The organism is Pseudomonas sp. B3G-3, assembly GCF_028640915.1.
In the GTDB taxonomy this organism is placed as follows: Bacteria; Pseudomonadota; Gammaproteobacteria; order Pseudomonadales; family Pseudomonadaceae; genus Aquipseudomonas; species Aquipseudomonas chlororaphis_I.
In genome coordinates, this window is record NZ_JAQZAB010000115.1 from 148,005 (window position 1) to 156,715 (window position 8,711).

The window sequence follows — 8,711 nt, forward strand, 5'->3', positions numbered from 1 at the left end:
AGAAAGTGACAGGTCCGGAATTATCGCGAGCAGCACACCCGCTCCCTTGTAGGAGCGAGCTTGCTCGCGATTGAGCGCAAAGCGCTCGCAGGAGTTACAGGTCGCCGTAGCCCAGCGAACGCAGGGCACGCTCGTCGTCGGACCAACCGCCTTTGACCTTGACCCACAGGTTGAGCATGACCTTGGAGTCGAACAGCAGCTCCATGTCCTTGCGCGCTTCCATGCCGATGCGCTTGATGCGCTCACCCTTGTCGCCAATGATGATTTTCTTCTGGCCATCGCGCTCGACGAGGATCAAGGCATGAATGTGCAGGGTCTTGCCCTGCTGCTTGAACTCTTCGATTTCCACGGTGATCTGGTACGGCAGCTCGGCACCCAGTTGGCGCATGATCTTCTCGCGCACCAGTTCGGCGGCGAGGAAACGGCTGCTGCGGTCGGTGATCTGGTCTTCCGGGAAGAAGTGATCGTTTTCCGGCAGGTGCTTGGCGATCAGGCCTTCCAGGGCTTCCAGGTTGTGGCCCTGCTGGGCCGACACCGGAACGATCTCGGCATTCGGCAACTGTTCCTGCAACCAGGTCAGGTGCGGCATCAGCTCGGCCTTGTCCTCGATGCGGTCGGTCTTGTTGATCGCCAGGATCACCGGGCCCTGCACGTACTGCACGCGTTCCAGCACCAGTTGGTCTTCGTCGGTCCACTTGGTGCGGTCGACGACGAAGATCACCACGTCGACGTCTTTCAAGGCCGCCGAGGCGGTCTTGTTCATGTAGCGGTTCAGCGCCTTCTCGTTGCTCTTGTGCATGCCCGGGGTGTCGACATAGATCGCCTGGATGGCGCCTTCGGTCTTGATGCCGAGCATGTTGTGCCGCGTGGTCTGCGGCTTGCGCGAGGTGATGGCCAGCTTCTGCCCCAGGATATGGTTCAGCAGCGTGGACTTGCCCACGTTCGGACGGCCGACGATGGCGACATAGCCACAGCGTGTTGCGGTTGTATCAGTCATGGCCATTCTCCACGCCCAGGGCAATCAGTGCTGCGGCGGCCGCTACCTGTTCGGCAATACGACGGCTCACACCCTGACCTCGGCTTTTTTCGTTCAGTAGGGTGATTTCGCATTCGACGAAGAACGTCCGGCAATGGGGCTCACCCTGGATATCCACCACTTCGTAGCGGGGCAATTCACAGGCACGCGACTGCAGGAACTCCTGCAGGCGGGTCTTGGGGTCCTTGTTGGTGTCGACCAGCGTCAGGCTGTCGAACTCGGACGTCAGCCAGGACAGCACACGCTCACGCGCGACTTCCATGCCAGCATCCAGGTAGATCGCACCGATCAGCGCTTCCAGGGCATCGGCGAGGATCGACTCACGGCGGAAGCCGCCGCTTTTCAACTCACCGGAACCCAGGCGCAGGTATTCGCCCAGATCGAAACCGCGGGCCAGTACGGCCAGGGTTTCTCCCTTCACCAGGCGCGCGCGCAGACGCGACAGCTGGCCTTCGCGGGCCTGGGGGAAACGCTCGAACAGCGCTTCGCCGGCGACGAAGTTGAGGATGGCGTCACCGAGGAACTCCAGGCGTTCGTTGTTGCGCCCGGCAAAACTGCGGTGAGTGAGGGCCAGGACCATCAGTTCCTGGTCCTTGAAGGTGTAACCGAGCTGACGCTCGAGACGGCTCAAAGAAACGCTCACGGTTTACCCACGCTGAGTTCGTGGTTGAATTTCACCACCTTGGAGACGAGGCACGAGATGCCTGTGGCAATTAACGCTGTGTTCAAATCCACATCCTGAATATCGTTGACTGCTGCTTCTGGTGACGCCTGGGAGGCTGCCGAACCTGGCGGGCCGGTGTTCTACAAGATCCAGAAAAGCATTCGGCGCTGTGTTCAACAGCGCCGTGTCTGATTACTTGATCAGGCCAACCCGCGAGAAATTCGGCAGGTGGCTGAGTTTCGGTTCGGGCCAGCTCATCCAGACTGCGAAGGCCTTGCCGACGATATTCTTGTCGGGAACCATGCCCAGCAGGTCCTTGGGAATGCTCGGGTCATCCCAGTAGCGGCTGTCGTTCGAGTTGTCGCGGTTGTCGCCCATCATGAAGTAGTGCCCGGCAGGCACGGTCCACTGACGGTCCGGGGTCGCCCGGTAGCGGCTCATTTCCTTGCGGATCAGGTGCTCGGCGGCGCCGAGTTTTTCCTTGTAGAGCTCCGCGCTGCCCAGGGTGCCCGGCTCGGAGCCGACCAGCTGTTCGGCGACCGACTGGCCGTTGACCAACAGGCGCTTGTCGCTGGTGTAGCGCACTTCGTCGCCCGGCAGGCCAACCACACGCTTGATGTAGTTGACGTTCGGATCGCTCGGGTAGCGGAACACCATCACATCGCCGCGCTGCGGATCACCGACCTCGATGATTTTCTTGTCGATCACCGGCAGGCGGATCCCGTAAGAAAACTTGTTCACCAGGATGAAGTCGCCCACATCCAGGGTCGGTTTCATCGATCCCGAAGGAATCTGAAACGGTTCCACCAGGAACGAACGCAGCACCAGCACGATGAACAGCACCGGAAAGAACGATTTGCCGTACTCGACCAGCATCGGCTCCTTGTTCAGTTTCTCGATGACCAGTCCATCCGGCTGGCTGACGCTGCCCTGATAGTTGGTAATGGCGGCACGCCGACGCGGCGCCAGAAAGACCAGATCGAGCAACGCCAAGAGGCCGCAGACGGCGACGGCGATGACCAGCAACAGCGGGAAATTTAGCGACATAGGACCTAACTATCCAACCTGAGCACGGCAAGGAAGGCTTCTTGTGGAATCTCCACGTTACCCACTTGCTTCATGCGTTTCTTACCGGCCTTCTGCTTTTCCAACAGCTTGCGCTTACGGCTAACGTCACCACCGTAGCATTTGGCCAGTACGTTCTTTCTGAGCGCCTTGACGGTTGTCCGCGCCACAATCTGCCCGCCAATGGCGGCCTGGATTGCCACGTCGAACATCTGCCGAGGAATCAGTTCCTTCATCTTCTCGGTCAACGCACGCCCTTTGTAGTGCGCGTTGTCACGGTGCACGATCAATGCCAGGGCGTCGACTTTCTCACCGTTGATCAGCACATCCAGCTTGACCAGATTAGCCGATTGGTAGCGATCGAAATGATAATCCAGCGAAGCATAGCCACGACTGGTGGATTTGAGGCGGTCGAAGAAGTCCAGGACCACTTCGTTCATCGGCAGGTCGTAGGTCACCTGGACCTGGCTGCCGAGGAACAGCATGTCGTGCTGTATGCCGCGTTTCTCGATGCACAGGGTAATGACGTTACCCAGGTGCTCCTGCGGCACAAGGATATTGGCCCGCACGATCGGCTCGCGCATGTCTTCGATGGACGACAGATCCGGCAACTTCGACGGGTTATCGACGTAGATCGTCTCACCATTCTTCAGTTGCAGCTCGAAAATCACCGTCGGCGCCGTGGTGATCAGGTCCAGGTCGTATTCGCGCTCCAGGCGCTCCTGGATGATTTCCATGTGCAGCATGCCGAGGAACCCGCAACGGAAGCCGAAGCCCAGTGCGTCGGAGCTTTCCGGGGTGTATTGCAGCGACGAGTCGTTCAGCGTGAGCTTTTGCAAGGCTTCGCGGAAATCTTCGAAGTCGTCGGAGCTGACCGGGAACAGACCGGCGTAGACCTGCGGCTGAATGCGCTTGAAGCCGGGCAGCACTTCGACGTCAGGGGTCGAGCTCAGGGTCAGGGTGTCACCTACCGGCGCACCATGAATGTCCTTGATGCCGGCGATGATGAAGCCTACTTCACCGGCCTTCAGGTCGGCGGTGGCGGTGTGTTTCGGGTTGAATACACCGACGCTGTCCACCAGGTGGATCTTGCCGGTGGACTTCACCAGGATCTTGTCGCCCTTCTTCACGCGGCCATGGCGCACGCGAACCAGGGACACGACGCCCAGGTAGTTGTCGAACCAGGAGTCGATGATCAACGCTTGCAGCGGATCCTCGATGTTGCCGGTCGGCGCGGGAATGGTGGTTACCAGGCGCTCCAGCACCTCGTCGACACCCAGGCCGGTCTTGGCGCTGCAGGTCACGGCGTCGGTGGCATCGATACCGATGATCTTCTCGATCTCTTCCTTGACCCGGTCCGGATCGGCCTGCGGCAGGTCGATCTTGTTCAGCACCGGCATGACCTCCAGGCCCTGCTCGATGGCGGTGTAGCAGTTGGCGACCGACTGCGCTTCCACGCCCTGGCCGGCGTCGACCACCAGCAAGGCGCCTTCACAGGCGGCCAGCGAGCGGCTGACTTCATAGGTGAAGTCCACGTGGCCCGGGGTGTCGATGAAGTTCAGCTGGTAGGTGATGCCGTCGCGAGCTTTGTAATAGAGGGTAACGCTGTGGGCCTTGATGGTGATCCCGCGTTCACGCTCAAGGTCCATGGAGTCCAGAACCTGGGCTTCCATTTCGCGCTCGGCCAGGCCGCCGCACATCTGGATGAAGCGATCGGCCAGAGTCGACTTGCCATGGTCAATGTGGGCGATGATGGAGAAATTGCGGATATGACTCAAATCACTCACGGATCAACACTCAAAAAGGCTGCAGGCATAGCCCGCCGAAAAATAGCCGGGAATTGTACCTGATAGACGACGCAAGCGTCACGTTCGCCTGTCAGTGGTGCATAAACGCAAAACGCCCCGGTCTTTCGACAGGGGCGTTGCTCTTGCGCGTGGCGTCATTGGCGCCGGTCAGCCGGCCCGGCGCATCAGCCAGAACCCGGCCAGGGCACAGAAACCGGCGGGAACCAGCACCGCGAACAGCGGCGAGAAGCCAAATACCAGGCTCGACGGGCCCAGCAGGTCCTGGGCGATGCGGAAGGTGAACCCCACCAGCACGCCGGTGAATACCCGCTGGCCGAGCGTCACGGAACGCAACGGACCGAAAATGAACGAAATCGCCATCAATACCAGGGCCGCGGTGACCAGCGGTTGCAGCACCTTGACCCAGAACGCCAGCCAGTAGCGACCGTTGTTCAGGCCCTGATCGGCCAGGTAGTGGATATAGCCCCACAGACCGCTGATCGACAGGGACTCCGGCGCCATCACCACAGTGCTCAGCAGTTGCGGGCTCAAGGCCACGTCCCAGCGTTCCTGAGGGGTATTGATGACTTCGGTATGGCCTTCACGGAAATAAGTGGTGGTGACGTCGCTCAGCTGCCAGTAGTTCTCTTCGAAGCGGGCCTGGCGGGCGAAGCTCGAGGACAACATGTGCCGTTGATCGTCGAAGTGGTAACGGGTCACGCCATACAGCAGGCCATTGGGTTGCACGGCGTTGATGTGGATGAACTCCTCGCCCTGACGGTGCCACAGGCCGCGTTTGGAACTTTGCGCGTCGCCCGAACCCTGGGCCAGCGCGCGACTGGCCTGTGCCTGGCTTTCCGTGGCGGGAGCGACGTACTCGCCGATCAGCACACCGGCCAGCATCAGGAACAGCATCGGCTTCATCACCGCCCAGACGATCCGCCCGATGGACACGCCAGCGGCGCGCATAATGGTCAGCTCGCTGTTGCTGGCCAGGCTGCCCAGGCCGATCAGGCAGCCGATCAGGGCCGCCATCGGCAGCATTTCGTAGAGCCGGCGCGGCGCCGTCATGACCACGAAACTCAGCACATCCATCACGGTGTAGTTGTCGCTGACACTGCCCATTTCGTCGATGAAGGCGAACAGCGACGCCAGGCCGAGAATGATCCCCAGTACCGCCAGAATGGCCAGCAGGACACTGTTGCCGATGTAGCGATCGAGCTTAACCACGAGCCACCTCCTTCATGCTGCGGCGGCTCGCCAGTTTCAGACGCAAGGGTTCCCAGTACAGCAATCCGAGGCCAATCAATAGAAACAGTCCGTGTACCCACCACAGGCCCAGCGCCTGCGGCAGCTTGCCCTTTTCCAGCGAGCCACGGGCCGCGATCAGGATGGTCAGGTAAGCCATATAAAGAAGAATCGCCGGCAGCAGTTTGAGGAAGCGGCCCTGCCGCGGGTTGACCCGGGACAGCGGCACCGCCATCAGGGTCACGACAAACACCAGCAGCGGCAGGGAAATACGCCATTGCAGCTCGGCATGGGCGCGCAGTTCCGGGTTGCCGATCAGGTCGCGGGTCGGCATGGCGTCGCGGTCGGTGACCTCGTCGCTGACGTCCGGCTTGGCCAGCAATACGCCGTAGGTGTCGTATTTGATGACCCGGTAATCGGCCTGGCCGGGGTTACCGTCGTAGCGGTAGCCGTTTTCCAGGATCAGGTAGCGGTTGCCGTCCGGACGAATGTCCTGGTGCCCCTTCTCTGCCACCAGCACCGAGATGCCCTGGTCCTTCTTGTCCTGGCTCAGGCGTTTTTCCGAGATGAATACGCCACCCAGGTTGGCGCGGTCATCAGACAAGTGTTCGGTATAGGTCACCCGGGTACCGTCGTTGAGCGCCTGGAAGCGCCCCGGCACCAGGGTGTCGAATTCGGTCATGGCGTCCTGCTTGTTCAGCAGCAGTTGGAATTGATTGGCCCCCTGCGGCGCCAGGCTCAAGCTCAGCCACGCCACCAGCAGGGCCACCAGCGCGGCCGGGATCATGGTCATGCCCAGCAGGCGCTGCTGGCTCATGCCGGTGGCCGACAGCACGGTCATTTCGCTTTCGAGGTACAGCCGGCCGTAGGCCAGGAGAATGCCGAGGAACAACCCCAGCGGCAGGATCAGTTGCAGGAAGCCTGGCAGGCGAAAGCCCATGATCAGGAACAGCGAGCCCGGGTCCAGTGCGCCCGAGGCCGCTTGCGCGAGGTATTTGACGAAACGTCCGCTCATGATGATGACCAGCAGAACGGCACTCACGGCGCTCAAGGTCAGCAACACTTCGCGGGATAGATAACGGAAGACGATCAAACCAGACACTCCAGGGTTGTCAGGCTAAGGCGGCCAAACAAGCAAACACGGCCCTTGAAGCCGAGCCGCCGAAAAAAGATGGCGCATTATCCTGTGATTGCATGCGCCTGTCACTGCGCATGCTCACGCAGGCCTCTAAAGCGGCGAAGTTCGCTCATGGGAGGGTTGTCAGCCTCGACCGCCCGGGTTCAAACTGGCGGCCCTGTCGTTGGCCGCTGCCGACGCCTCTCCTTATAAAAGCTACAGATATGACAAGCCTGGCGCACGGCATTGGCCCTGCGCTCTTTGACCATTAATTCAGGGACCCGGACATGGAACTGGTTGTAAAAAGCGTTAGCCCGGAAACGTTGAAGACCGCCACCCTGGTGGTCGCCGTCGGCGAAGGCCGCAAGCTCGGCAGCGTTGCCAAACAACTCGACGAGCTCAGCGGAGGCGCCATCGGCGCGGTACTCAAGCGCGGCGACCTGGACGGCAAGGTCGGCCAGAGCCTGCTGTTGCACGCCCTGCCGAACTTGAAGGCCGAACGTGTCCTGCTGGTCGGTACCGGCAAGGACGCCGAACTGGGCGACCGCCCGTTCCGCAAGATCGTCAGTGGCATCCTCGCTACCCTCAAGGGCCTGGGCGGCAGCGATGCCGTGCTGGCGCTGGACGAAGTGGTGGTCAAGGGCCGCGACAGCTACGGCAAGACCCGCCTGCTGGCTGAAACCCTGGTGGACGGCGAGTACAGCTTCGACCAGTTCAAGAGCCAGAAAGCCGAACCGCGCGCCCTGAAGAAAATCACCCTGCTGACCATCAAGGCCGCGCTGGCCGAAGTCGAGCGCGCCGTGGCCCACGCCAAGGCGATCGCCAACGGCATGGCCTTCACCCGCAACCTGGGCAACCTGCCGCCGAACATCTGCCACCCGACCTTCCTCGGCGAGCAGGCCAAGGCCCTGGGCAAGGAATTCAAGGCCCTGAAAGTCGAAGTCCTCGACGAGAAGAAGATCAAGGAACTGGGCATGGGCTCGTTCTATGCGGTGGGCCAGGGCAGCGCCCAGCCACCACGCCTGATCGTCATGCAATACAACGGCGGCAAGAAATCCGAGAAGCCGTACACTCTGGTCGGCAAGGGCATCACCTTCGACACCGGCGGCATCAGCCTCAAGCCTGGCGCCGGCATGGATGAAATGAAGTACGACATGGGTGGCGCCGCCAGCGTGTTCGGTACCCTGCGCGCCGTGCTGGAACTCAAGTTGCCGATCAACCTGGTGTGCATCCTGGCCTGCGCCGAGAACATGCCGAGCGGCACCGCTTCGCGTCCGGGCGATATCGTCACCACCATGAGCGGCCAGACCGTGGAAATCCTCAACACCGACGCCGAAGGCCGCCTGGTGCTGTGCGATGCCCTGACCTACGCCGAGCGCTTCAAGCCACAGGCGGTGATCGACATCGCCACCCTGACCGGTGCCTGCGTGGTCGCCCTCGGCTCCCATACCTCGGGCCTCCTGGGCAACAACGACGAGTTGATCGGCCAGTTGCTGAGCGCCGGCGTTCAGGCTGACGACCGTGCCTGGCAACTGCCGCTGTTCGACGAGTACCAGGAACAGCTGGACAGTCCGTTCGCCGACATCGCCAACATCGGTGGCCCGAAAGCCGGCACCATCACCGCTGCCTGCTTCCTGTCGCGCTTCACCAAGCAGTACAACTGGGCGCACCTGGATATCGCCGGTACCGCCTGGACCAGCGGCGGCAAGGACAAGGGCGCCACTGGCCGTCCGGTGCCCCTGCTGACCCAGTACCTGCTGGACCGCGCCAAAGCCTGAAACCTATGACCTCGGG

The 8,711-nt window shown here is 61.4% G+C and carries 7 protein-coding genes; 1 reads left to right on the forward strand and 6 read right to left on the reverse strand.

Annotated elements, in window-relative coordinates; translation table 11 throughout:
• Positions 1-94: 94 nt before the first annotated feature.
• The 6 genes from era to lptF all read right to left on the reverse strand — a co-directional run bounded on the left by era (position 95) and on the right by lptF (position 6,893).
• On the reverse strand, positions 95-997 hold the full coding sequence (gene era, locus PVZ80_RS20835) for a GTPase Era (RefSeq protein ID WP_007932155.1): 903 nt from the start codon (positions 995-997) through the stop codon (positions 95-97).
• Positions 990-1,679, reverse strand: coding sequence for a ribonuclease III (gene rnc, locus PVZ80_RS20840; protein WP_009042306.1), 690 nt, complete (start codon positions 1,677-1,679; stop codon positions 990-992). Before rnc ends, era begins: the two co-directional genes overlap by 8 nt.
• 213 nt (positions 1,680-1,892) lie before the next feature.
• Complete coding sequence (gene lepB / locus PVZ80_RS20845) at positions 1,893-2,747, reverse strand: signal peptidase I (protein ID WP_007932153.1); 855 nt, start codon at positions 2,745-2,747, stop codon at positions 1,893-1,895.
• A 5-nt stretch (positions 2,748-2,752) separates the two neighbouring features.
• On the reverse strand, positions 2,753-4,552 hold the full coding sequence (gene lepA / locus PVZ80_RS20850; RefSeq protein ID WP_025806537.1) for a translation elongation factor 4: 1,800 nt from the start codon (positions 4,550-4,552) through the stop codon (positions 2,753-2,755).
• A gap of 168 nt (positions 4,553-4,720) precedes the next feature.
• Positions 4,721-5,782 carry an LPS export ABC transporter permease LptG gene (gene lptG / locus PVZ80_RS20855; RefSeq protein ID WP_016702720.1) on the reverse strand — a complete coding sequence of 354 codons (1,062 nt, stop codon included), beginning with the start codon at positions 5,780-5,782 and terminating at the stop codon, positions 4,721-4,723.
• A complete protein-coding gene (gene lptF / locus PVZ80_RS20860; RefSeq protein WP_009047122.1) occupies positions 5,775-6,893 on the reverse strand; it encodes an LPS export ABC transporter permease LptF in 1,119 nt (372 codons plus the stop codon). Before lptF ends, lptG begins: the two co-directional genes overlap by 8 nt.
• Before the next feature lie 311 nt (positions 6,894-7,204).
• Between lptF and PVZ80_RS20865 the strand changes: the two genes are divergently transcribed.
• Complete coding sequence (locus PVZ80_RS20865) at positions 7,205-8,695, forward strand: leucyl aminopeptidase (RefSeq protein ID WP_009047121.1); 1,491 nt, start codon at positions 7,205-7,207, stop codon at positions 8,693-8,695.
• The last annotated feature ends 16 nt before the right edge of the window (positions 8,696-8,711 follow it).

What these genes read in the sequence shown, in the direction of transcription:
- era (WP_007932155.1), bottom strand. Translation starts at nt 997, where the DNA reads ATGACTGATACAACCGCAACACGCTGTGGCTATGTCGCCATCGTCGGC.
- lepB (WP_007932153.1), bottom strand. Translation starts at nt 2,747, where the DNA reads ATGTCGCTAAATTTCCCGCTGTTGCTGGTCATCGCCGTCGCCGTCTGC.
- PVZ80_RS20865 (WP_009047121.1), top strand. Translation starts at nt 7,205, where the DNA reads ATGGAACTGGTTGTAAAAAGCGTTAGCCCGGAAACGTTGAAGACCGCC.